25 protein-coding genes and 2 tRNA genes are annotated in these 21,462 nt (G+C 69.9%); 17 read left to right on the forward strand and 10 right to left on the reverse strand.

What is annotated here, in order from left to right; genetic code table 11:
- Positions 1-289: 289 nt before the first annotated feature.
- Positions 290-361 (reverse strand) — tRNA-Thr (locus tag C463_RS04830).
- A 98-nt stretch (positions 362-459) separates the two neighbouring features.
- Positions 460-1,125, reverse strand: a complete 666-nt coding sequence (locus C463_RS04835) for a DUF7114 family protein (protein WP_008441571.1) — start codon at positions 1,123-1,125, stop codon at positions 460-462.
- A 59-nt stretch (positions 1,126-1,184) separates the two neighbouring features.
- Between C463_RS04835 and C463_RS04840 the strand changes: the two genes are divergently transcribed.
- The 3 genes from C463_RS04840 to C463_RS04850 all read left to right on the forward strand — a co-directional run bounded on the left by C463_RS04840 (position 1,185) and on the right by C463_RS04850 (position 3,769).
- Positions 1,185-1,892, forward strand: a complete 708-nt coding sequence (locus C463_RS04840) for an enoyl-CoA hydratase/isomerase family protein (RefSeq protein ID WP_008441572.1) — start codon at positions 1,185-1,187, stop codon at positions 1,890-1,892.
- An 88-nt stretch (positions 1,893-1,980) separates the two neighbouring features.
- Positions 1,981-2,051 (forward strand) — tRNA-Gly (locus tag C463_RS04845).
- Between the two features lie 539 nt (positions 2,052-2,590).
- On the forward strand, positions 2,591-3,769 hold the full coding sequence (locus C463_RS04850) for an inorganic phosphate transporter (RefSeq protein ID WP_008441573.1): 1,179 nt from the start codon (positions 2,591-2,593) through the stop codon (positions 3,767-3,769).
- Position 3,770: 1 nt separating this feature from the next.
- Here C463_RS04850 and C463_RS04855 read toward each other — a convergent pair whose 3' ends face one another.
- Positions 3,771-4,418, reverse strand: coding sequence for an undecaprenyl diphosphate synthase family protein (locus C463_RS04855; protein ID WP_008441574.1), 648 nt, complete (start codon positions 4,416-4,418; stop codon positions 3,771-3,773).
- A gap of 78 nt (positions 4,419-4,496) precedes the next feature.
- On the opposite strand from C463_RS04855, the gene C463_RS04860 reads away from it, so the two are divergent.
- The 6 genes from C463_RS04860 (at position 4,497) to C463_RS04885 (ending at position 9,728) form a co-directional block, all read left to right on the forward strand.
- Entirely contained in the window at positions 4,497-5,063 is a 567-nt protein-coding gene (locus C463_RS04860; RefSeq protein ID WP_008441576.1) for a hypothetical protein, read from the forward strand.
- 61 nt (positions 5,064-5,124) lie between these two features.
- Positions 5,125-5,595: a DUF5812 family protein gene (locus tag C463_RS04865; RefSeq protein WP_008441577.1), complete on the forward strand. Its 471-nt coding sequence runs from the start codon at positions 5,125-5,127 to the stop codon at positions 5,593-5,595.
- An 81-nt stretch (positions 5,596-5,676) separates the two neighbouring features.
- Positions 5,677-6,558 carry a protein translocase subunit SecF gene (gene secF / locus C463_RS04870; protein WP_008441579.1) on the forward strand — a complete coding sequence of 294 codons (882 nt, stop codon included), beginning with the start codon at positions 5,677-5,679 and terminating at the stop codon, positions 6,556-6,558.
- Entirely contained in the window at positions 6,558-8,150 is a 1,593-nt protein-coding gene (locus tag C463_RS04875) for a preprotein translocase subunit SecD (RefSeq protein WP_008441581.1), read from the forward strand. Before secF ends, C463_RS04875 begins: the two co-directional genes overlap by 1 nt.
- Before the next feature lie 175 nt (positions 8,151-8,325).
- On the forward strand, positions 8,326-9,030 hold the full coding sequence (locus C463_RS04880; RefSeq protein WP_008441587.1) for a metal-dependent transcriptional regulator: 705 nt from the start codon (positions 8,326-8,328) through the stop codon (positions 9,028-9,030).
- Positions 9,027-9,728: a TMEM165/GDT1 family protein gene (locus C463_RS04885; RefSeq protein WP_008441589.1), complete on the forward strand. Its 702-nt coding sequence runs from the start codon at positions 9,027-9,029 to the stop codon at positions 9,726-9,728. The genes C463_RS04880 and C463_RS04885 overlap by 4 nt, the downstream gene beginning before the upstream one ends.
- 22 nt (positions 9,729-9,750) lie before the next feature.
- Here C463_RS04885 and rnhB read toward each other — a convergent pair whose 3' ends face one another.
- The 3 genes from rnhB to C463_RS04900 all read right to left on the reverse strand — a co-directional run bounded on the left by rnhB (position 9,751) and on the right by C463_RS04900 (position 12,627).
- Entirely contained in the window at positions 9,751-10,461 is a 711-nt protein-coding gene (gene rnhB, locus C463_RS04890) for a ribonuclease HII (protein WP_008441591.1), read from the reverse strand.
- A 48-nt stretch (positions 10,462-10,509) separates the two neighbouring features.
- Entirely contained in the window at positions 10,510-10,881 is a 372-nt protein-coding gene (locus C463_RS04895) for a 30S ribosomal protein S8e (RefSeq protein WP_008441593.1), read from the reverse strand.
- Positions 10,882-10,989: 108 nt separating this feature from the next.
- Positions 10,990-12,627, reverse strand: a complete 1,638-nt coding sequence (locus tag C463_RS04900; protein WP_008441595.1) for a potassium channel family protein — start codon at positions 12,625-12,627, stop codon at positions 10,990-10,992.
- A 183-nt stretch (positions 12,628-12,810) separates the two neighbouring features.
- Between C463_RS04900 and C463_RS04905 the strand changes: the two genes are divergently transcribed.
- The 4 genes from C463_RS04905 (at position 12,811) to C463_RS04920 (ending at position 14,888) form a co-directional block, all read left to right on the forward strand.
- Complete coding sequence (locus C463_RS04905) at positions 12,811-13,209, forward strand: ArsR/SmtB family transcription factor (RefSeq protein ID WP_008441604.1); 399 nt, start codon at positions 12,811-12,813, stop codon at positions 13,207-13,209.
- Positions 13,206-13,484: a DUF7521 family protein gene (locus C463_RS04910; RefSeq protein ID WP_008441606.1), complete on the forward strand. Its 279-nt coding sequence runs from the start codon at positions 13,206-13,208 to the stop codon at positions 13,482-13,484. Before C463_RS04905 ends, C463_RS04910 begins: the two co-directional genes overlap by 4 nt.
- 65 nt (positions 13,485-13,549) lie before the next feature.
- Positions 13,550-14,251 carry a helix-turn-helix domain-containing protein gene (locus tag C463_RS04915; protein ID WP_008441608.1) on the forward strand — a complete coding sequence of 234 codons (702 nt, stop codon included), beginning with the start codon at positions 13,550-13,552 and terminating at the stop codon, positions 14,249-14,251.
- Positions 14,252-14,342: 91 nt separating this feature from the next.
- The gene (locus C463_RS04920) at positions 14,343-14,888 is read left to right on the forward strand and encodes a DUF1684 domain-containing protein (protein ID WP_008441615.1); all 546 of its coding nucleotides are present in this window, start codon (positions 14,343-14,345) and stop codon (positions 14,886-14,888) included.
- Between the two features lie 92 nt (positions 14,889-14,980).
- Here C463_RS04920 and dpsA read toward each other — a convergent pair whose 3' ends face one another.
- Both dpsA and C463_RS04930 read right to left on the reverse strand, forming a co-directional pair.
- Complete coding sequence (dpsA, locus tag C463_RS04925; protein WP_008441616.1) at positions 14,981-15,529, reverse strand: DNA starvation/stationary phase protection protein DpsA; 549 nt, start codon at positions 15,527-15,529, stop codon at positions 14,981-14,983.
- Positions 15,530-15,609: 80 nt separating this feature from the next.
- Positions 15,610-16,446, reverse strand: coding sequence for a carbon-nitrogen hydrolase family protein (locus C463_RS04930; RefSeq protein ID WP_008441617.1), 837 nt, complete (start codon positions 16,444-16,446; stop codon positions 15,610-15,612).
- Between the two features lie 86 nt (positions 16,447-16,532).
- Here C463_RS04930 and C463_RS04935 point away from each other — a divergent pair, with 86 nt between their 5' ends.
- From C463_RS04935 to C463_RS04950, 4 genes are all read left to right on the forward strand, one after another.
- Entirely contained in the window at positions 16,533-17,204 is a 672-nt protein-coding gene (locus C463_RS04935) for a DUF7384 family protein (protein ID WP_008441618.1), read from the forward strand.
- A 24-nt stretch (positions 17,205-17,228) separates the two neighbouring features.
- Positions 17,229-18,230 (forward strand): A/G-specific adenine glycosylase, encoded by a 1,002-nt coding sequence (locus tag C463_RS04940; RefSeq protein ID WP_008441619.1) that lies wholly within the window; start codon positions 17,229-17,231, stop codon positions 18,228-18,230.
- 72 nt (positions 18,231-18,302) lie between these two features.
- Positions 18,303-18,701, forward strand: a complete 399-nt coding sequence (locus C463_RS04945; protein ID WP_008441620.1) for a DUF5778 family protein — start codon at positions 18,303-18,305, stop codon at positions 18,699-18,701.
- Between the two features lie 34 nt (positions 18,702-18,735).
- Positions 18,736-19,386, forward strand: a complete 651-nt coding sequence (locus tag C463_RS04950) for an alpha/beta hydrolase (RefSeq protein WP_008441621.1) — start codon at positions 18,736-18,738, stop codon at positions 19,384-19,386.
- A gap of 85 nt (positions 19,387-19,471) precedes the next feature.
- Here C463_RS04950 and C463_RS04955 read toward each other — a convergent pair whose 3' ends face one another.
- Together C463_RS04955 and C463_RS04960 are read right to left on the reverse strand one after the other, a co-directional pair.
- Positions 19,472-20,716, reverse strand: coding sequence for a glycosyltransferase family 2 protein (locus C463_RS04955; protein ID WP_008441622.1), 1,245 nt, complete (start codon positions 20,714-20,716; stop codon positions 19,472-19,474).
- Between the two features lie 342 nt (positions 20,717-21,058).
- Positions 21,059-21,388 (reverse strand): transcription factor S, encoded by a 330-nt coding sequence (locus C463_RS04960; RefSeq protein ID WP_008441623.1) that lies wholly within the window; start codon positions 21,386-21,388, stop codon positions 21,059-21,061.
- Positions 21,389-21,462 lie beyond the last annotated feature (74 nt).

Genomic DNA, 21,462 nt, shown 5'->3' on the forward strand with positions numbered 1-21,462 from the left:
CCGTACTACTGTGCTAGCCGCTTGAATAGTTCCTATTAAGCGGGGAGCACAGGCGATGGCCAAGAGCCAGGCCCCAATTACCGAGATAGTCATAGGCCAATTGTGGTTAGAGTGAGTGCGCTTGGAGTTGATTCAGCGGTCGTCTTGATACAGGTGAGCGTACGCCGGTGTGTGTCGTTGACCGCGCGAAAAAGCCGCGCGTGAATAAGGCTGGAAGCGCCGGGAAAATTGCTAACCTAAAACCGGTGAATTTGGCCTCTACTAAGAGATTACTGAACGAAAAGGTCGAAGCCTAGGCCGAGATTTGAACTCGGGGTCTCGTCCTTACCAAGGACGCGCTTTACCGCTAAGCTACCCAGGCGCGCAATCAGTCGTTAACCGGATTCGACTTTATGGGTTTCGATTCGCGGGCGCGGCGTCCGGGAATCGGGACCGCTCCGGGCGTCGTCCCCGCGCCGATCACCGGTCGGTCGCGCTGACGGCGCGGTCCGAGATGTCCGCGATGCGGTCGGCGGTCGTCTCGGGCAGCGCTCGGCCGGCGGGCGGGAACTCCCCCTCGCAGTCGGCCGCGAGGTCGCGGGCGTACGCGAGCAGTTCCTCGGGCGGGTCGCCGCCGACGGCGGTGGTGCCGGCGACGACCGCGAGTTCCAGCGCGTCCACCTCCAGGTTCCGGTCGAGCGTGGCCGCCGCCTCGGCGTCCGTCCCCTCGCGGTCGCGCAGCGTCTGGTCGCGGCCGAACGCGCGAACCACGTCGACCGCGGGGCGGGCGGCGTCGGTACACGCAAGCAGCGAGAAGCCGCGCGAGACGAGTACGTCGGCGGCGAGGATCTCCATGTCGGCGTCGATGTCGGCCGCGGCGGTCGCCGCTGTCACCCACGGCTCGTCGCGGGCGACCGTGCGGGTGAGCCGCAGCCCCTCGTAGATGAGTTGCACGCCCGCGGCGCGGTCGCCAACGTCGCCGAGGTCGACGTCGGGCTCCAGCGCGCGAGCGGTGACCAGCGCCAGCACGCCGGGGGTCACCGCCGCGTCGAGGAGGCGGTCGTCGAGGGCCTCGCGGAGCTGTTCGGGTTCGACGTCCGCGAGCGCCTCACGCGCGGCGTCACGCGCTCGCGCGGCATCGTCCATTGCCGTTCAGTAGACGAGCGAAGGGCAAAGACCTTTGGAAACGAACGGAATCCCGTACCGTGATTCGAACACGAACCGACGGCGACGTGCGCGTCGTCACGCTCGACCGCCCCGAGGCGCGCAACGCGCTCCGCCCCGACGATCTGACCGCCCTCCGCGAGGCGTTCGACGGGACGGGGAGCGAATCGAACCCGCCGGTGACGCTCCTCCGCGGCGCGGGCGACGCCTTCTGTGCGGGCGCCGACCTCGACGCGGTCGCCGCGCTCGACGATCCGGCGGCGTTCGCGCGGCGGGGGCAACGCGCGGCCGCTGCGATCGAGGAGTCGCCGTCGGTCGTCGTCTGCGGGATCGACGGACCGGCCCGCGGGGGCGGAGTGGAGCTGGCGCTTTCGGCGGACGTCCGCGTCGCGACCCCGGGGGCGACGCTGGGCGAACCCGGCGTCTCCCTCGGGCTGTTCGGCGCGTGGGGCGGGACCGTCAGACTTCCGCGCGTCATGGGCGAGGGCGACGCGCTCGACTTCGCGCTCTCGGGGCGAGTCCTCGACGCGGAGGCGGCTCTCCGGACCGGGCTCGTCTCGCGCGTCGTTGACGATCCGCGCTCGGTGGCCAACGAGATCGCCGCGGGCGAGGGTGACGCGCTCGCGGCGATCAAGTGCCGGCTCCGCGACCGACGCGACGACGGGACGCAGGAGGATGCGGAGGCCGCGGCGTTCGCCGAACTCCACGAGGCCCACGCGGCGGAGATCGCTCGGCGACGCGAGCGGTGAGGCGGGGGCGTCGGGCCGACGCACCGCGCCGCCGTCCCGAGGTGACAGACTTAAGTGAGTCTCTGACAAACCAGCAAGTGCGAAGCACGCACCGGTAGTGTAGTGGTATCACGCAACCTTGCCATGGTTGCAACCCGAGTTCAAATCTCGGCCGGTGCATTTTCTGACTGACTGCGTCAGTCAGCGTCCGCTTCGCTCCGCTCAGCGGACTTGCGAACGAAGTGAGCAAAATCACCGAGAGAGATTTGAACGCTATCAGTCGGGCGCAGCAAACGGCGAGCGGAACGAGCCGTGAGCGAGCACGTCTGATTCTGAGTTCAAATCTCGGCCGGTGCACTCCCTGCCGTCGTGCCCCGGCCTGACTCCCGTTCGCTCTGCTCACGCGAGTCTCGGCCGGTGCTGCTTCTAAGGTTATGAGTCGACTCAAAAAGGGATTCCTGTCGGTCGCAGTCGCCGTGGAATTGGCGTTTCTCTCGCGGACCGCACAGCACCTCACGCCTCCCCAGCCTCGTCGCTGGCGGCCGTCGCTCCGCTCCGGCCGCCAGCGACTCCCTCGCGCGTGCGACTCGCAGCCTGACGGCTGCTCGTCGGCACGCGCCACCGTTATGACTCGTGACCGGGGGCGACCCTCGGGCGGGCGGCGCTGACGCGGACGGACCCCGTCCGTTTAACAGCGCGTGCGTTCTCTATCTGCGTATATGATTGAGATTCTTCTTCTCGTCGGCCTCGCGGTGGCGGCGTTCGTCGGATACAACATCGGCGGGGCGACGACGGGACCGGCGTTCGGGCCGGCGGTCGGGGCGAACGTGTTATCGAAGGCGGGCGCGGCGGCGCTGATGTCCGTGTTCTTCTTCATCGGCGCGGCGACGCTGGGACGGCGCGTGGTGACGACGCTGGGCGAGGACCTCGTCACCGGGGCGAGCGTGTTCACGCTGGAGACGAGCATCATCGTGCTCTTCTTCATCGGCGGCGCGCTGTTCATCGGCAACTTCGCCGGCGTGCCGGCGTCGACGTCGATGACGGCGGTGGGTGCCATCGCGGGGCTGGGCATCGCGACGAACACCCTCGACTGGGCCGTGATGGGCGAGATCGCGATCTGGTGGCTCGTCGCGCCGATCATCGGGTTCTGGGTGTCGGGGGTCGTCGGTCGCTACTTCTACTCGGCGATCGACCGCTGGGTGGCGATCGAGAGTACCGAGGGCGCGCTGTTCGAGTTCGACCGATCGGGGCTGATCCCAAAGCCGGTCCCCGGACCCAACACGACGCGGCGCGAACTGACGGGCGGGATCGTCGTCATCGCTATCGGCTGCCTGATGGCGTTCTCCTCCGGGACCTCGAACATCGCCAACGCCATCGCGCCGCTCGTCGCGCTCGACGGCGTGGAGATGACGCCGATGATCCTCCTCGGCTGCGCCGCGGTCGCGGTCGGCGCGTTCACCATCGCGCGGCGGACCCTCGACACGCTCGGCAACGACATCACCGACCTCCCGCTGACGGCCGCCATCGTCGTCGCGGTCGTCTCCTCGGGGATCGTCATCAGCCTCTCGGCGGTCGGTATCCCCGCCTCCTTCGTGATCATCGCGACGATGTCGATCGTGGGGCTTGGCTGGGGGCGCGCGACGCGCACCGTGACCGTGCGACAGGGGATCAAAGGCGAGAAGGAGCCGAAAGTCTCCGTCGGCGCGCTGACGGCCGACGAGATGCCGGCGATCGGCGAGGGCGACGCGAGCGACATCCCCTCGGCGTCGGACCTGTTCAACCCGGCCACGAGCGCACGCGTCGTGCTGATGCAGAACGTCGTGCCGATCCTCTCGACGGTGGGCGCGCTGGTGGCGTTTACCCTGCTTTTCACCTTCGTCTGGCAGGGTCAGTTCTGAGTCACCGACCGAACCGGCGCTGCCGGTTCTGATAATCCAACACCGCGCGGAGGTACTCCCGCCTGCGGAGGTCGCGCCAGTTCACGTCGGTGAAGTAGAGTTCGGCGTACACCGACTGCCAGATTGCGAAGTCGGAGAGCCGCTCGGCCCCGGTCTTGATGACCAGGTCGGGCTCCTCGGGGAACAGCAGCCGCTCCGCGACGTCGGTCTCGTCGATGGCCTCGGGCGGTATCTCGCCGGCCGCGACGTCGCTCGCCAGTTCGCGGACCGCGCCGGCGAACTCCGCTTTGCCGCCGAGCCCGACCAGGATCCGAACCGGGGCGTCGGCGTCGGACTCCGCCGTCGTGTCCGGGCTCCGCCGATCCGACGACCCGTCGGCGTCCGGACCCCTGACCACCGTCTCGGCGGGCGCGTCGAGGCGGCGTAGCTCTCGGACGAGCGTTGGGGCGACCGCGCGGTCGAGGACGGAGACGGAGACGGTGACGCGCTCCGCGCCGTACTCGAACGCCCAGCCGATCGCCGACGAGAGCGTGTCGAACGCGCCGTCGGCGAGGAGGTCGCGCTCGGTGAGAACCAAGGCGACGTGTGCCGGCGGCTCGGCGTCGTGGAGGCGGTGGCGCGTCGCGAGGTAGGCGTCGTAGAGACCCACGTGGGAGGATCCGGCCGCGCGTATAAATGGCTTCTCGCCGACGAGGGGTTTAATTCGCCGACGCGCCTACCACGGGTGATGGCAGATGCCTACCGCGGGGTGTTCGGCGCGATCCCCTACGCGTTCCGCGCGACCGAGTCGTGGACCATGCGGGCCTACGCCGCGCTCGGCGCGCTGGCGGCCGGGTTCGTCGCGGTCGTCGTCACACTCGCTCTGGTCGTCTGGATGGGCGAGACCGTCTCGGCGCAGGGGGGGACGTTCCTCTTTTCGCGGTCGCTGTTCGTGGTCGCCGGGCTCGGCGCCGTCGGGCCGCTGCTCGCGCCGATCCTGTTCGTCGCCCGCCGCCACCGCCGCGGGGACCGGGTCGCCGACACGTACGACCGGTGGATGGGGGTCGCCGGCTTCCTGTTCCTGCTCTCTCTGTACCTCGCCATGGTGATCTCGGCGCCGGAGGGGCTCCGGGACCCGAGCGACTCCGTCCTCCTCAACGCGCTGTACGACCTCCCCCAGTTGGCCGGGTTCGTCCCGCCCGTCGCGGCCGCGCTCGCCGTCTTCGCGACGCACTTCCGACTTCGCGGCGGGGCAGACGACGACGGCGCGGCGACCGACGGCGATACGCCGGCCGACCTCGACGAGTCGACGTGAGCGGCATCCCGCCCATCGCGGCTCGAAAGCCGGAAGTCGCCCGAGCGCCTATCCGAGCGCAATGACCGACGAGAAGGAGAGCACGTTCCTCGTCACGCACGTCGAGAGCGACTCTGCCGTGCTGAAAGACGTCAACGACGGACAGGTACACACGCTGAGTTCGAACCCCGGCTTGGCGGTCGACGACGCCGTCGAGGCGACGGTCGCCCCGGACCCGCCGATGGAGGTCACCTATCAGGTGATCGAGGTGGCGGAGCGCCGGCCGCTGTCGATCGAGGAGAGCCCGGAGCCGCCGACCGTCCACGAGCGCGAACTCGCCGCCGAGACGCCGACCGGGGAGCTCGCCCGGGAGGAGCGCGCGGGCGTCGGCGAGGTCCACGTGCTGACGCCGCCGGAGGCGGAGACCGAGGCGGCGGTCGAGGACGTGATCGACGACCGCGAGGGGACGCTCTCGCGCGCGGCCCGGTTCGGCGTGAACCGCGTCGAAATCCGCTCGGAACCGGGCGTCGTGGCGGTCCGATACCTCCCGTAACGGGGGCGGCTGCGGCGCCGTTCCCGCCGACGGGTCACCAGATAAGAAGGCTTATTCGCGCACGCGGGGGAAGCGGTGTTTATGGTAGCGATCGAGGTGCCGAAAGTCAACTACACCGACTACTCGAACCGGCAGCTCGCGGCGGTGCCGCTCGCCTTTCTGGTCCTCGCGCTGGCGATCATCGGCGGGTGGGTCGTCGCCACCGGTGCGCCGGCGAACCTCGGACTGGAGTTCACCGGCGGCGTCGAGCTGCGAGTCGCGGACGACGGGGGCGACGTCGAACAACAGATCCAGACCGCCTTCGAGCGGGAGCCCGACTCGGTCCGGACGATCCCCGGCGACGACGTGGTCGTCGTCACGTTCCAGGCGGCCGAAGACGATCCGGAGGGGCTCGCGAACGACCTCCAAGATCAGGCGGAGGCGGCGGGGCTGACGACGACCGCGGTCGACCAGGTGTCGCCGAGCTTCGCCAGCGACACCGCGCGGACCGCGATCTTTGGCGTGGCGCTCGCGTTCCTCGGGATGAGCGTCCTCGTCTTCGCGCTGTTCCGCACGTTCGTCCCCTCGCTGGCGGTCGTCGCGTCCGCGTTCTCCGACCTCGTCATCCCCATCGCGGCGATGAACCTCCTCGGGATCCAGATGACGCTCGGGACGATCGCGGCGCTGCTGATGATCATCGGGTACAGCGTCGACTCGGACATCCTGTTGAACGACTCCGTGCTGCGCCGCACCGGCGAGTTCTACGAGTCGGTCAGCCGCGCGATGCGGACCGGGGTGACGATGACGCTCACCTCCATCGCCGCGATGGTCGTGATGGCGGTCGTCGCCTCGGTGTTCGGGATCGGCCTGCTCCGCGACATCGGGATCATCCTCTCGGTGGGACTGTGCGCCGACCTGATGAACACCTACCTGCTGAACGTCTCGCTGCTTCGCTGGTACAAGTTCGAGGGGGTGGCCCGCTGATGCTCGAACCGATCAAGAAGAACTGGCGGATCCTGCTGCTCGTCGTCGTCGTGCTCGGCTCGACCGTGGCGCTGTTCGGCCCCGGGTTCGGTCCGGAGCCGGCGCCCGGCGAGAACGCGAGCGAGGCCCAACAGGGGATCACGAACCTCCAGTACGGGCTCGACCTCGCGGGCGGGACGCGGGTCCGCGCGCCGCTCTCGGGGTACACCGCCACCGACGTCGCGCTCGGGGGTGAGACTCCCGAGGCGGTCGCGGAGGCGGTCGCGGCCGAGCTGGACAACGCGTCGACGGTGGACGTCGGCGTCGTTCCCGAGGAGCGCGCGGTGGAGGTCACGGAGGCGTCGGTGACCGAGTCGCAGTTCCGCGCGGCGATGGACGCCGCGGGCTACGAGTACGGCGGCATCCGGGAGGGCGTCACCCAGCAGACGCGCGACGCGACGATAGGCGTCATCCAAGAGAAGATCAATCAGGCCGGCCTCTCCGGCGGAAGCGTCCAGCAGGTCCAGTCGATCACCGGCGAGTACTTCATCCTCGTCGAAGTCCCCGGCCAAGGCCGCGAAGAGGTTATCGACCTCCTCGAAGAGCGCGGGACCGTCCGGATCGACATCGCGTACCCCGACGCGAACGGAACTGCCGTTCAAGAGGGCGTGCTGGTACAACGGGACTTCGAGACGATCGGGACCGCGGCACAGAGAGAGCGCGGCACCGGGGCATACGTGCCCGTCACCGTGCGTAACACCGCCGACAACGGCCAGTCGCCGGCGCACGCTTTCCAAGACGCCGTGGAGCAGCGCGGCTTCGCCGACGCGTACCAGACGCAGGCGGACCGGTGCGGGTACAACTCGGAGACCGGAGAAATCGAGAACTCGAACCCGTGCCTCCTCCTCGTCGTCGACGGCGAGGTCGTCAACTCCTTCGGGATGGACCCGGGCCTCGCCGACAGCATGGCGGCCGGCTCATGGGCCGACACCGGGAACTTCCGGCTCACGACGACGGAGTTCGCCGAGGCGGAGCGCATCTCGCTGAACCTCCGCGCCGGCGCGCTCCCGGCCGACCTCGACATCAGCGGCGAGGGGACCTCGTCGTCCATCTCGGCCTCGCAGGGGGAGAACTTCCGGACGTACTCGGTCGTCATCGGGGTGCTCTCGGTGTTCGCCGTCGCCGGGATGGTGTTCCTCCGCTACCGCGAACCGCGCGTGGCCCTGCCGATGATCCTCACGGCGCTGGCCGAGGTGTACGCCCTGCTCGGGTTCGCGGCGCTGCTCGGCTACCCGCTCGAACTCGCGGTGATCGCCGGCTTCATCGCCGTGGTCGGGACCGGGGTCGACGACCTCGTCATCATCGCCGACGAGGTGATGAGCGAGGGCGACGTGAACTCCAAGAAGGTGTTCGACTCTCGGTTCCGTCGGGCGTTCTGGGTCATCGGGGCGGCCGCGGCCACGACGATCATCGCGATGTCGCCGCTGATGGTGCTGTCGCTCGGCGACCTCTCCGGGTTCGCCATCTTCACCGTCCTCGGTGTGCTGATCGGCGTGCTGATCACCCGCCCCGCGTACGGCGACATCCTGCGCCGCCTGCTGACGGTCAGGTGAGTCGGCGTCGAGCCCTCGACCCCTACTCTCGGCCCTGTGTGACGTTCGATCGGCTTTTCCCCGCACGCGGTGGACTTTTTCCCCATCAGGGGATCGACTCCGTCTTCGTTGCGGCTTCGACAAGAACAGACGGCGCTTCCAATAAATTATTAATTTAGACCGGTCAAAATCGGGCATGACCACCGACGCCGTCGAAGATTATCTCAAGGCGATCTATCGGATCGAGTCGCGGGCGGAGGCGCCCGTCTCGACCTCCCAGATCGCGGAGGCGCTCGACAAGACTCCCGCGACCGTAACGAGCATGGTGGAGACGCTCTCGGATCGGGGACTGCTCTCCCGCGAGAAGTACAAGGGCGCCGAACTCACGCCCGCCGGCGAGGTGGCCGCGCTGGAGGTCGTGCGCCGGCACCGCCTCATCGAGGCGTTCCTCGCCGAGCAGTTGGACTACGCGGCGACCGAGGTGTACGACGAGGCCGACGCGCTCGAACACCACGTCAGCGAGGAGTTCACGCGGCGCGTCGAGCGCATCCTCGACTACCCCGCCGCCGACCCGCACGGAGACCCGATCCCGCCGGCGGACCTGTCGACGCCGGAAGACGCCGGAACCGCGCTCGTCGCGGCCTTAGAGCCCGGCGAACGGGGAACCGTCGCCCGGATCAGCGACCGCGACCCCGACGTGTTGGAGTTCCTCGTCGACGCGGGGATCACCCCGGGCACGACCGTCGAAGTCGTCGACGTCGCCTCGTTCGGGCTGGTCACCGTGCGGACGAGCGACGGCGACGAACACGGACTGCCGGAGGCCGTCGCGGACCACGTATCCGTCCGCCGCGCCGCGGAGTCGAGCGCCGCCGGCGACGGGCAGGAGGCGAGCGACGCATGACCGGCTACGCCGAGATCGCCGTCATCGCGTTCGCCGCCCAGCTCGCGGTGCTCCCGGGCGAGAAGGTTCAACTGATGATCGCCGGGCTCGCCACGAAGTACGACCCGAAGATCGTCGTCGCCGCGGCCGGCTCCGCGTTCGCCGGGTGGACCGCCGTCGAGATCGCGTTCGGACAGGCGCTCCAGTCGGCGCTGCCGCCGCTCGCGCTCAACGTCGTGACCGCCGCGCTGTTCTTCGTCTTCGCGGTGCTCCTGTACCGCTCCGCCCCACCCCGCGGAACGAACCCCGAGGCGGAGCGGACCGACGGCGGGATGGCCGCGTTCGACGACCTCTCGCTGCCGGGGCGGCTCGACAAGTACTCGGGGTCGCTCGGGGGCTTCCTGCCCATCTTCGCGCTCACCGCGACCGGCGAGTTCGGCGACAAGACCCAGCTCGTCACGATCGGCTTGGCCGTCCAGTACGGCGCGACCTCCGCCATCTGGGTCGGGGAGATGCTCGCGATCATCCCGGTGAGCCTCGCGAACGCGTACTTCTTCCACACGTTCGCCGGGCGGGTCGACATGCGGCTCGCACACCTCGGCTCCGCGCTGCTGTTCGCCTTCTTCGGCGCGGACACCGTGTTGGCGATCCTGACCGGCTTCTCGGTGTGGGAGACGTTCGTCGGGGCGGTCGGCGGCCTCGTCGCCGGGCTGGTCTGACGCGGCGTCCCCTGCCTCCGTTTCAGAACTCGTCGAGCGCCGACTGCTCGGCGGCCGCGAGCGCGTCCTCGCAGGTGCTCCACGACGTGCGCGCGCAGTCGGGAAGCGTCTCGTGGTCGCCGACGTACGCGGCGAGGAACGACCGCGTCGCGGGGTCGCTCGGGTAGCCGCTTCCCAGATCGTCGTAGTCGGGATAGGCGGCGTCGATATCTGCCATCGCGGCGTCTCGGACCGTTTTGGCGACGACGCTCGCCGCGCCCACGACGGGGTCGTCCCCGTCGGCGCCGTGGGCGGCGGTCACGTCGACCGCGGGGAGGGATATCCCGTCGCCGACAGATTCGTCCGCATCGTCGCCCTCGACGAAGCGCACGAGCCGCTCCGCGAACCGCTCCTCGCTGGTGTCGCCCGCGTCGGCGACGACGCGAACCGGCTCGGCGGTTTCGGCGGGGCGGTCGGCGAGGGCGTCGCGGACCGCCCGCGCCTGTCCGCGGACGGTGAGCGTGTTCATGTCGGTGTCCGGGCGGTCGATCTCGGTGGGTTCGACGCGGGCGACGCCGACGGCGACGGCCGGGTCGTCCCGGAGGGCGGTCGCCATCTCCTCGCGCCGAGCCGGCGCGATCCGCTTCGAGTCGTCCACGTCGGCGGGCAGGCTCGTCGGGTCGGCGATCACCGCGGCCGCGGCCATCGGTCCGAGCGCGGGCCCCTTTCCGGCTTCGTCGACGCCGAGGTACACGCGTGGCTGGTGGGTGCGCGGGGGGAAATAGCTTCAGAAAGGGCGCGCTCAGTCGAGGAGAACCGCGTTGACCTGACCGGTCTGGCCGGGGCGGGAGGTGACGCGGGCGCGGCCGGCGGACGTCTCGATGACGGCGCCCTTCGTGACGATGTTCCGTCGGGCGTAGTTGACGTTCGCGGGGTTGTCGGCGACGTTCTCGATCTCGGCTTCGGTGACCTCGCCGCCGTCGGCGACCTGCGCGACGTTCGTCGAGAGCGCGCGGACCTTCTTCTCCGTGCCGCGGGAGTCGATGTACTGGAGTCGCGTCTCGCCGACCGTGGTCTCGGCGGGCTCGCGGCCGAGCTGGTGGCGCTTCTTGTTCGAGGCGTGCTTGAGTCGGCCGCCGGTCCGCTTGCGCGTGGAGCGTCCCTGATCTTTCATACGGTTATGAACAGCCAGCGAATACTTGAACCGTTCGACTCGTCCCGGCGGGATCGGCGCCGCGAGCCGAGTCAGCGCCGCGAGCCGAACGGGCGGGACCGAGCCGACTCAGGCGAACGCGCGCTCGAACGCGCGGACGCCCTCGTCGGTGCCGGCGACGACGAGTTCGTCGCCCCGCTCGATCCGCGTCTCCGGCCCCACGTCGGTGACGAGGCCGTCGCCGCGCTCCACGGCGATGACGGTACAGCCGGTGGTCTCGCGGACGGCCGCCTGCCCGATCGTCCGGCCGACCAAGGCGGGGGCCTCGCTCCTGACGACCTCGACGTGGGTGTCCAGCGAGAGCACGTCCCGGTCCGCGAGGACGGCCGACGCCGACATCCGACCGGTCACCGTCGAGAGGGAGAGGACGTAGTCGGCGCCGGCCCGGTGCATCTTCGGCACGCTCTCGGGGTCTTCGACCCGCGCGAGCAGTTCCACGTTCGGCGCCAGATCGCGGACCACGAGCGTCGCGAACTCGGCCGTCGTGTCGTCGGGGAGCGCGAGGACGACGGTCCGCGCGTCGGCGACGCCGGCCGCCCGCAGCGTCTCCGGGTCGGTCGCGTCGCCGACCACGTCGATCGCCTCGCCGCCGTCGCGGTCGACGACGGTCACGGGGAGGTCCGCTTCCTCGAGTGCGTTCACGACGGTCTTCCCGACCTGTCCGTGGCCGACGACGACGGTCTCGCCGGCGCCGAACCGGCGGGCCGCCGAGTTGGTCAGGTCGACGAGCTGCTCTACCTGTCCCTCGGTCCCCGAGACGAGGAGCACTGTCCCCGCAGACAGCGTCGCGTCCGGCGGCGGGGCCGCCTCGAACGATCCGTTGAACCACGCGCCGATCACGTCGACGCCGGTCCGTTCGCCGATCCGGCTCCCCGCGAGCGTCGACCCGGCGAGCCCGCTGCCGTGGTGGATCGACACCTCCGCGATCCGGAGCGAGTCGCCGATTTCGACCGCCTCGTCGAGGTCGGTCCGCACCGCCGTCGTCACCTTCGAGGCGAGGCTCTCGCCGAGCAGCGACCGCGGGGAGAGCACCTCGTCCGCGCCGGCGAGGCGGTGGTACCGCTCGCGGGTCGGGTCCTCGACGACGCTTATGGCGCGGACGTCCGTCGAGAGCTCCTTCGCGGCGAGGACGATGCTCGCGTCCACCCGGTCCGAGACGTCGGTGACGAGCGCACGCGCGTCCGTCAGCCGCGCGCTGGAGAGCCCGTCGGTCGTCTCTGGGTCGGCCCGGATGACCGTGTGCCCGGCCTCGTACAGCGCCAGCGCCCGGTCGGGGTCGGGTTCGACGACCACGTACGACACCGCCTCCGACTCGAACTCGTCCAAGAGCGCGTCGGAGCGCGTGGTGTCGGAACAGACCACGACGTGCCCCTCCGCGTCGCCCTCCAGCGACCGGGGGACGGTCGTCGCGAACGCGGACTCGAGGAGCGGGGTCGCGACCACCGGCAGCGCGCCGATGAGCAGCACCATCCCGACGAGGTCCATCACGGCGACGAACGCGTGCATCTGCTGGCTCTGCCACGACGCCGAGTCGCCGCCGAACCCGGTCGTGGTGAACATCTCGACCGCGAACTGGAACGACTCGATCAGGGTGCGGGGGGCGTCCTCGAAGACACGCATCCCCCACTGGTAGGCGACGGCGGTGACCGTGAGCATGACGCCGAGGAAGGCCGCGTACAACACGACCCGCCGCTTCCACGTGTCCATCGAGCCGCGATACGTCGCGGCCGTACAAAAACGGGTGGAATCGCGGGGTCGGCCGTCGCGTCCGTGACTCGGCCGCACGCGAGTCCGCCGACCGGTCCTCGTTCGCCGGTCGTCGTCGGTCGGACCGCTCCGGCGCCGGACCGAAGTTCGATGGTTTAAGTTCCGCGGGCCGAACTTCCACCTATGGTGCGGGACCCGTCGCGAGACCCGGAGCCGCCGTCGGTCGACGAGGTGCTTGACGCGCTGGCCGACGACGCGGCCCGTCGGATCGTCGCGGCGCTCACCGAGCCGAAGACCGCGAGCGAGCTCTCTGAGGAGTGCGACATCCCCCTGTCGACGACCTACCGGAAACTGGAGCTGCTCACCGACGCCTCCCTGCTGTCTGAGTCGACCGACATTCGGCGGGACGGGCAACACACGACGCGGTACTCGGTGTCGTTCGACGCCGTCACCGTCTCCGTCGACGACGGCGCGGAGGGCGACGGAGACGGTCGCGAGTTCGACGTGGAGTTCTCTCGGCCCGAGCGGACCCGAGACGAGCGACTGGCCGACCTGTGGTCTGAGCTACGAGAGGAAACATGAACCCCTACATCGACCTGACTATCATCGCCGCAAAGACCGCCATCCTAGTACTCGGTGGCAGCATCACCTACTACGCGCTCCGCGCGTACGACCGGACCGGCGACCGCTCGCTCCGGGAGCTCGGCGTCGGCTTCGGCATCGTCACCGTCGGCGCGCTGTTGGGCGGGGTCTCCCACCAGATCATCGGCGCAGACCTCGCGGTCGGCATCGCCATCGACGGGCTCCTCACGGCGGTCGGGTTCGCCGTCATCGTCTACTCGCTGTACTTGGAGTAGGCCGAGCGGCTTTCGACGCGCGACGAACGGTACCCTTTTGCGGCGCTCGGTCGTCCGTTCACGGCATGAGCGACGCACGTGAGGAGCTCTCCCGCCGGATCGCCGGCGAGATAACGCTGAGCGACGACCCCGGAGCGACCCTCCGGAAGTGGCGGACCGACTTCGACGTCTCGCAGACGGAGCTGGCCGACCAGCTCGGCGTCTCCTCGTCGGTCGTCTCCGACTACGAGAGCGGTCGCCGCGAGAGCCCGGGGATCGGCGTCGTTCGCCGGACCGTCGAGGGGCTGCTCGACATCGACGAGCGGCGCGGCGGCGGGCGCCTCCGCCAGCACGCCCGGGTGCTCTCGGCCGGCTTCGAGAGCGACATCGTCCACGACCTCCGCGAGTACTCGACGGCGGTCCCCCTGTCGGAGTTCTACGAGGCGATGGGCGCGACGGAGATCGTCCGGGGCGACCACGACCACGTGAACGGCCACACCGTCATCGACTCGATCCAGGCGATCACGCGGCTCTCCAGCGAGGAGTTCTACCGACTCTACGGCCAGTCGACGAACCGCGCGCTCGTGTTCACGCGGGTGACCCGCGGCGAGTCGCCGCTGGTCGCGCTGCGGGTCGTGAGCCCGACGCCGAACGCGGTCGTGCTCCACGGGATCGAAGACGGCGACCTCTGGGACCACGCCGCTGACCTCGCCCGCGTCGACGGGGTATCGCTGGCGACGTCGAACCGCGACCTCGACGACTGCCTCGCCGATCTTCAGGCGCTGTGAGGCCGCCGCGACCGCCTCGCCGATGGGTCTGGCGGCGCGTCGTCCCGCCCGAACCGCGGCCCTGAAACCGCCGGCGCTCGTCGGACCGCCCATGAGCGAGGATTACGCCGACGAACTCCGCGCGAACCGCCGGGAGAAAGACGAGTTCTTCGCCGACCACCCGCAGTCCCCGATCCCCCCGGAGCACCGCGACGACTTCGACGGGCTGGACTACTTCCCGCCGGACCCGGACTACCGCGTCGAGGCGACCGTCACCGTCCACGACGACCCGGACCCGGTCGAGATGGAGACGACCGCGAGCAATCCGGTCCGCTACCTCCGGATCGTCACGTTCGCGTTCGAGGTGAACGACGAGGAACACACGCTCGCGGGCTACCGACAGGAGGGCGACGACGGCGCCATCTTCGTCCCCTTCCGCGACAAGACGACCGGCCAGCAGACGTATCATCAGGGCCGGTACATGGAGCTTGCCCCCGAGCGCGACCTCGACGACGGCGACAGCGTCACGGTCGACTTCAACCTCGCGTACAGCCCCTTCTGCGCGTACAGCGAGACGTTCTCCTGTCCGCTGCCGCCCGAGGAGAACTGGCTGGAGATCGTCGTCCCGGCGGGCGAGCGGGCACCGGATCTCGAGTAAGCGAGGCGGTATCGGCGGCGTAGTCACTGGGTGCGTGAAAAAACGGAGAATCGAACGCCGGAACGCCCCGGAAGCAGTCCGCCGCGGGCGGCCTATTCGAGCGTCTCGCTCGTGACGAGCGTGTCGTCTTCGAGGTAGTGCTCGAGGTGGTGGCCGTGTTCCTCGACGTCTTCGAGGATCTCGCGGAGCTGCTCTTCGGTGTTGTAGTCGCCGAGGTTGTTGGCGAGCTGGATGTGCTCGCGGAGCTGCTCGGTGATGTCGCCGAACATCTCGAGGTCGTGTTCCAGGGAGGTCCGGATGTCGTAGGCGTCGGCGTCCTCGGGGGTCACCGGCGCGTGCTCCTCGTAGTTCGCGCCGCCGGAGAGCGGCACGCCGCCGAGCGCCTGTGCGCGCTCGGCGAGGACGTCGGCGCCCTCTTCGAGGTCGGCCGCGACCTCGCCGAGGTACTCGTGGATGCCGAGGAACTCGGCGCCCTCGACGAGCCAGTGGTGCTTCTTCACCTGGTGGTAGAGGACGTACGTCGCCGCGAGGTCGCTGTTGAGCGCGTCGACGAGCTGTTCGGCCTTCTCTTCGGGGACGCGGAGCGCTTCGCTCTCGTGAACGTCGCCGTATCGCTGACGGGCCTGCTTCTGTGTACTCATGTCTGTCTCTATGTACGCGCGCGACCTACTTAAAAGTTCCTACTGAAGAAACTACTTTTTCTGATTTTGAAAGAATATTTTCAATCTTGGCCGACCGCCCCCACCAGATCCCGCTGTGCCGAGAGCGTGTCGCGGTCGAGCGACGTGGTCAGCGTCGTCGACGCTCGATCAAGTTCGGCCGCGACCGCGCCGTCGGGGCGGACGACGAGGGAGTTGCCGGCGTAGGTCGCCTCGTCGGCCGGCAGCTCGCCGCCCGCGGTCCCGGTGCGTCCGGCGCCGACGACCCACCTGACGCCGTCGAGCGCGCGGGCCCGGCACAGGAGCCGCCAGTTGGCGACGTGGTCGGCGGGCCACGCGCCGCCGACGACGAGGGCGTCGACCGCGCGCTCGGCGAACCACGCGCTCTCCCCGACGAAGTTGAGGTCGTAGCAGGTCAGCAGTCCCGTCGGTCCGGCCGGCGTCTCGACGACGACGCGGTCGCCGCCGGGTTCGACCCACGCGGCCTCCTCGTCCCACAGGTGTCGTTTGCGGTAGACGGAGTGCGCTCCGGCGCCGTCAGTCGCGTCCGCGCTCGAATCGCCGCTCGGGGACCGTCCCGGCGGCGGAACGTACGCGGTCGCGTTGTACACGGCCGCCCTGTCCCGTTCGGCGTACCCCGCGACCACGGCCGCGTCGGCGGCTTCGGCGACGGATTCGAGCCGTGCGCGCGCCGCGTCTCGGGGCAACGCGGCCTCCCGGAGCCGTTCGTTGGCCGCGAACCCCGTGAGCGCGTACTCGGGGAAGACCGCGAGGTCGACGTCCGTCGGCAGGTCGGCCGCTCGGCGTCGGATCCGGTCGAGGTTCGCGTCGGCGTCGAGGTCGTCGACGGGGATCTGCGGGACCGCGACGGTCGGGCTGTCGTGTGCTCGGTCGCTCACGCCACGGGCTTCGGCGGGGCGGACAATAACGTCCGGCCTCCGCGCCGGCCGCAAGGACGATACGCCCGCGGCGCCGACCGGCGGGTATGACCTTCGCCGACCTGTTCGAGCGCGCGGCCGCGTTCGACGGCGACCTCGACGAGGCGGACGTGCGACGCGCGCTCGACGACGTGCGTTCGACAGCGGATGGAGACAGTGATGGTACAGATGGAAATGACGAGGCCGCCGGCGACGAGAATGCGGTCGCCGACCCCCTCGACCCCAGTCCCGCGCGCGTCGTCGCCGACGCCGACGCGCTCGCCGCGGACCTCCTCCTCGGCGGCGACGCCCGCGAGGCGCTCGACGCGCTCCGGTCGCACGCGTGGACGACGCTGGTCGCCAGCGACCCGCTCCTCGACGACGCCGAGGCGGTGATCGCCTCGCTCGCGGCCCCCGACTTGGCGGCGGACTGGCGGACCGCTGTCGAGTCGTGGCGCGAGCCGATCGCGCAGCCGCCGGGCGATCACCCCGCGCTGGCGTCCGCCTATCGGGGCGGCGCGATGCAGGTCGTGAGCCTCGACCCCTCGCTGACGGGTCCGGGGGCGGCCGCCGGGCTGCGCGACCGCCTGCCCGTGAGCGTCCGCGAGCCGCGCGCGTTCGCGACGGTGTTCGACCCGGCGAAGCTGTACCCGGACGCGGTCGGCGGGGAGTACCCCGGTCTCGACCGCGACCCGCGGACGATGGCGGCGACCAGCGTCGACGGGGACCAGCACGGATAAACCGCCGCCGCCCGGACCGTGGATATGACCGATTCGGACGGCGCGGCCGCGGGCGAGGGCGCGGTCGGTGACGGCGCGGAAGGCGGCAGCGAGACGGCCGACGGCGACGAGGTCACGCCGGAACTCCCGGCCGACCGCGACGCGGTCCGCGACGCGCTCGTCGACTGGTACGAGGCGGACCACCGCGAGTTCCCGTGGCGCCGCACCGAGGACCCCTACGAGATCCTCGTCAGCGAGGTGATGAGCCAGCAGACCCAGCTCGACCGCGTCGTGCCGGCGTGGGAGGACTTCCTCGACGAGTGGCCGACGGCGGCGGCCCTCGCCGACGCCGACCGCGCCGACGTGGTCGCCTTCTGGTCGGACCACTCCCTCGGCTACAACAACCGCGCGAAGTACCTCCACGAGGCGGCCGGGCAGGTCGAGGAGGAGTACGACGGAGCCTTCCCCGAGGACCCGGACGAGCTGAGCGAGCTGATGGGCGTCGGGCCGTACACCGCCAACGCGGTGGCGTCGTTCGCGTTCAACAACGGGGACGCCGTCGTCGACACCAACGTGAAGCGGGTGCTGTACCGCGCGTTTGCAGAAATCCATAATGCGGACGATCCGGACTATGAAACCGTTGCGAACGCGCTCATGCCGGCCGGAGAGTCGCGTGTGTGGAACAACGCGATCATGGAGCTCGGCGGCGTCGCCTGCGGAAAGAAACCACGGTGTGACGAGGCGGGCTGCCCGTGGCGCGAGTGGTGTCACGCCTACCAGACGGGCGACTTCACCGCGCCCGACGTGCCCGAACAGCCGAGCTTCGAGGGGAGCCGCCGGCAGTTCCGCGGCCGGATCGTCCGCCTCCTCGGCGAGCACGACGAGATGGACATAGACGCGCTCGGCCACCGGATCCGCGTCGACTACGCCCCGGACGGGGAACACGGGAGGGAGTGGCTCCGGGGCCTCGTCGCCGACCTCGCGGACGACGGGCTGATCGAGGCCGACGACGGCGAAGACGGAGCCGTCGTCTCGCTCCGCCGCTGAGACGTGCCGTCGCCGGAATCCGCCAGCCCCGCGAACCGTCACCCGTTTATTACGGGAGCCGGAAGGGAGACCATGAGCGAGACCGTCGATTCGGACCTGTACACCCGTGCGAAGGCCCTCTTAGAGCCCGGCGACATCGAGCTGGTGGGCTGTATCGTCCACACGAATCTTGCGGGTGAGCAGGACTTGGAGATGCACGAGCTGACGGTCGCCGCCAACGAAGTCATCGCCGAGCACGCGGAGAAGGGCGAGACGTACATCGAGGCGGGCAACGACGACACGAACTTCTCGTCGAACCAGTTTCAGGGGCTGACGCTCGACGACGAGGCGTTCGTCTGGGAGTGCCAGCAGCTGCTCCGCGGCGGCACCTTCGACATCGTGTTCTACTACGAGGCCGGCGTCGATCAGGCTGCGCTCGCGGGCGACCTCGCCGACCTCGACGGCGTCGACCGCGTGACGCAGGTGCCCTGAATCGGGTCGACCGGTTCCACCGTATCCGATCCCCGTGACTGACACCGTCCTGATCCCCGGCGGCCGCGACGTGCGCGCCACCCTCGACACCGCCGCGAGCGACGGGTCTCGGGGGGAGTCCGGCGGTGCGCCCCGCGCCGAGACGGTCGTCGTCGCCTGCGCCCCGCACCCCCAACAGCGCGGTCATCGCGGCGACGAACGCTTGACGGCCGCGAGCGACGCCCTGACCGACCGCGGGGTCGACTGCCTCCGGTTCGACTACGGCGACTGGGACGAGGGGTACGGCGAGACCACGGACGCGGACGCGGCGGTCGGCTGGGCGCTCGACCGTTACGACCGCGTCGGGCTGTTCGGCTTCTCGTTCGGCGGCACGGTCGCGCTCGTCGCGGCCGCGTCGCGGCCCGAACTCGCGGGCGTCTGCGCGCTCGCGCCGACCGCCCGGCTGAACCCCGACGTCGACGCGGTCGCCGCGCTGGACGAGGTGGTCACCCGGGACGTGCCGGCCCGGATCCTGTACGCCACGCGGGACTCAACGGCCGACTGGGAGCCCGTGGTCGAGCGTGCGGAGGAACTGAGCGTCGAGACGGTCGCGTTCGACTCCGACCACTTCTTCGTCGGGCGGACCGCGAAGGTGGGTGAGGCGGTGGCAGCGTTTTTCGGGCCGCTGCTTGGTGACGATTTGTAAGTCGTGACGAGCGATCGCCAGCCGAGTCGATGTCGGCGCGCCCGAATCGAGAACGAGTTCCGTTGAGCGACCGCGCTCGGCCGGGTTACTCGCTGCCGACCTTCGTCGTCACCCGGAACGTCTCGGGCGGCTTGAGGATGCCGGCGACCGTTCCCATCGAGTGGACGACGGTGATCAGCGGCGCCAGCGGGACCGCGAGCGCCCACTGCCGGTGGTCGTCGCCGTAGTAGCCGACGCCGAGGAGGAACCAGCCGAGGGTACACAGCGCCAGCCCCATCGACGCCGCGAAGAACAGCCCGCTGTAGGCAATGGTCACGCTCAAAAGCGACAGCGGGACGACGAGCAGGGTGACGATCGGCGAGAGCGCCCACGCGTAGTTCCGCACCCGCGTCAACAGCTCGTACCGGAACGGGAGCATCGCCGACGCGTTGAGGTTCCCGGCCGCCCAGCGGCGGCGCTGCTGGAGGATCTCGTACAGCGACGGCGGCGCCTCGTTCCGACAGACGGCGTCCGACAGCGCGAACGTCACGTCGAACTCCCGGAAGGCCGCCCAGACGAACGCGGTGTCCTCGACCAGCGTCTCGCGGTCCCACGTGGTCTTCTCCTCCACCTCGGTGCGGACCGCGATGCCCCCGCCCCACGCGAACAGCGGGATCGAGAGCCGCGCGAACGCGCGCTGTTCGATCTGGACGCCCATCCGGTACATGTCGGCCAGGTAGCTGAGGTTCGACCCCGTGAGCCGGGGCTTCTCGCGGAGCTGGACGATGTCCGCGTCCGGGAGCCCGTCGAGCGACTCCACGACGCTGTCCTCGTCGAGATAGAGGACGAACTCCGTCCGGCAGTCCAGCGCCTGCCGCGCCCACTCCTGCGCGCGCCCCTTCCGGACCGCCTCACACGTGAACTCCTCCGGGACGGCGTGGACCGTCGCCCCGTCCACGTCGATGGCCGACTCCGCGATCACGTGGATGTCGTCGAGCCCCTCTGGCAGCGAGTCGACCGTGTCCTGAACGACGTCGGCGGCGTCGACGGTCATGATCCGGACCTGTATCTCGTCGAGGCCGTACTCGTTCGGCGGCGTCTCGTAGCCCGCGCCAACGACCCCCGTGAGCACGAACCAGACGAGCGCCGTCGCGCCGAAGAGGAGCGTCACGCCCCAGAGCGCGACGCCGAACAGCGATCCGAGCCCGCCGTCGGCGACGGCGGTGGTGACTGCCGCCTGTCCGGGAGCCCCGCCCGGTCCGGAGACGACGGTCGGCGCGAACAGCGTCGCGAGCCCGCCGACGACGAGCGCCAGCGTCACCGCGACCAGTGCGATTCGTTCGGTGTTCATCGTGCCTCTCCCTCCCGCGCCGAGCCGTATGAACCGTCCAAACGCTACAGCGGGATTCAGTCGCGTTTCGACCGAGTTCACGGGCTTAAATCCGACCAACTCGAATAAACCGGCAGACTGCGGCGCTGTGGTGTGTGCTACTTCGAGACAAGACAACAAGAAACAGGAACCGCGGTGTGTCGCCGCTCACGCCGCGTCGTCGCCACGCCGTCGCCGCGCGCGCACCGGCGGTCGTCGATCAGTTCGGCCGCCGCCCGCGGCCAGCGGGCGGGGTGTACCCCCGTCCGCAGGTGCGCCCGCGGGGCCACGTGCGGGTTCCCGAGGGCTCCCGACGCCGTCCGGTCAGTTGTACCCGCGCCAGCGGTGGCCGCACTCCTTGCACTTGAAGAAGCGCGTCGGCGGCTCGTCGGCGGCGCCCGTCTGTTTGATCGTGTACCACGCCTCGCCGTGGCCGCACTCGTCGCAGACGATGTCGTTCGCGGTGGGCTTCCCCTCGAAGTTCGCACCCTCCTCCGTCTCGATCACCTCTTCGCCGGTCTGTTCGGTCGTCGACTCGAACTCGGCGGCGAGCGCCTCGTCGCGCTCGGTCGTGGCGCCGCAGTCGTCGTTCTGACACACCATCTCCCCGTCGCGAGAGACCATCATCGAGCCGCAGTCGTCACAGAACTGCATATACGTGTTCGACAGGGCGTCGAGCGGTTTAGGTCCGGTGGGTACGGTCGAATACGTCGGGTGAGGTGCGAGAC

The organism is Halorubrum californiense DSM 19288 (assembly GCF_000336875.1).
GTDB classification, from domain to species: Archaea; Halobacteriota; Halobacteria; order Halobacteriales; family Haloferacaceae; genus Halorubrum; species Halorubrum californiense.